Genomic DNA, 1,322 nt, shown 5'->3' on the forward strand with positions numbered 1-1,322 from the left:
GACCCGTCGCGGGCGTTCCAGGATCTCGGCTTCGACTCGCTGACGGCAGTGGAGCTTCGGAACCGGCTGCGGTCGGCGACCGGTCTCCAGCTCCCGGCCACGGTGGTGTTCGACTACCCGACGGCGAACGCGCTGGCCGGCTTCGTCCTGGAAGGCCTGTTCGGCGCAGCGGAGGAGGCCGAGGAACTCCCGTCGGCGCTCCCGGTGTCGTCCGACGACCCGATCGTGCTCGTCGGCATGGCCTGCCGCTACCCGGGCGGTGTCGAGTCGCCCGAGGACCTGTGGCGGCTGGTCGCCGACGGCGTGGACGCGGTGTCCGATTTCCCGACGAACCGTGGCTGGGACGTCGACTCGCTCTACAGCGAGGACCGGACCGTCCCGGGCACGTCCTACACCCGGCGCGGCGCGTTCCTGCACGACGCCGGGGAGTTCGACCCCGAGTTCTTCGGCATGAGCCCGCGCGAGGCGCTGGCGACGGACGCGCAGCAACGGCTGTTGCTGGAGACGTCCTGGGAGGCGTTCGAGCGGGCCGGCATCGACCCGGTGTCGCTGCGCGGCAGCCGGACCGGCGTCTTCGCGGGCATCATGTACACCGACTACCGCTCGCTCCTGGACGGCGAGGAGTTCGAGGGCTTCCGGGGCAACGGCAGCGCGCCCAGCGTCGCCTCCGGCCGGGTGTCCTACACCTTCGGCTTCGAGGGCCCGGCGGTGACGGTGGACACGGCGTGCTCGTCGTCGCTGGTGGCGATGCACCTGGCGGCGCAGGCGCTCCGGAGCGGTGAGTGCTCGCTGGCGTTGGCCGGCGGTGTGACGGTGATGTCGACGCCGGGGACGTTCGTGGAGTTCTCGCGGCAGGGCGGCTTGTCGGCCGACGGCCGGTGCCGTTCGTTCGCGGATGCGGCGGACGGCGTGGGCTGGGGCGAGGGCGTCGGTGTGGTGGTGTTGGAGCGGCTGTCGGACGCCCGGCGCAACGGGCACCGGGTGCTGGCGGTACTGCGTGGCAGTGCGGTGAACCAGGACGGTGCGTCCAACGGCCTGACGGCGCCGAACGGCCCGTCGCAGCAGCGGGTGATCCGGCAGGCGCTCGCGAGCGCCGGGCTGTCGTCCGGCGACGTGGACGCGGTGGAGGCGCACGGCACGGGGACGACGCTGGGTGACCCGATCGAGGCGCAGGCGCTCCTCGCGACGTACGGGCAGGACCGCTCGGAGGACCGGCCGCTGCTGCTGGGCTCGATCAAATCGAACATCGGGCATTCCCAGGCGGCGGCCGGTGTGGCCGGCGTGATCAAGATGGTGCTGGCGATGCAGCACGGAATGGTGCC

1 protein-coding gene is annotated in these 1,322 nt (G+C 72.4%); it reads left to right on the plus strand.

Annotated elements, in window-relative coordinates; all coding sequences use genetic code 11:
• A partial coding sequence (locus AB0O00_RS39855) for a type I polyketide synthase (RefSeq protein ID WP_363659557.1) occupies positions 1-1,322 on the plus strand: 1,322 nt, incomplete at both ends.

The sequence above is a fragment of the Kitasatospora sp. NPDC093558 genome, assembly GCF_040683475.1.
Classification (GTDB): domain Bacteria; phylum Actinomycetota; class Actinomycetes; order Streptomycetales; family Streptomycetaceae; genus Kitasatospora.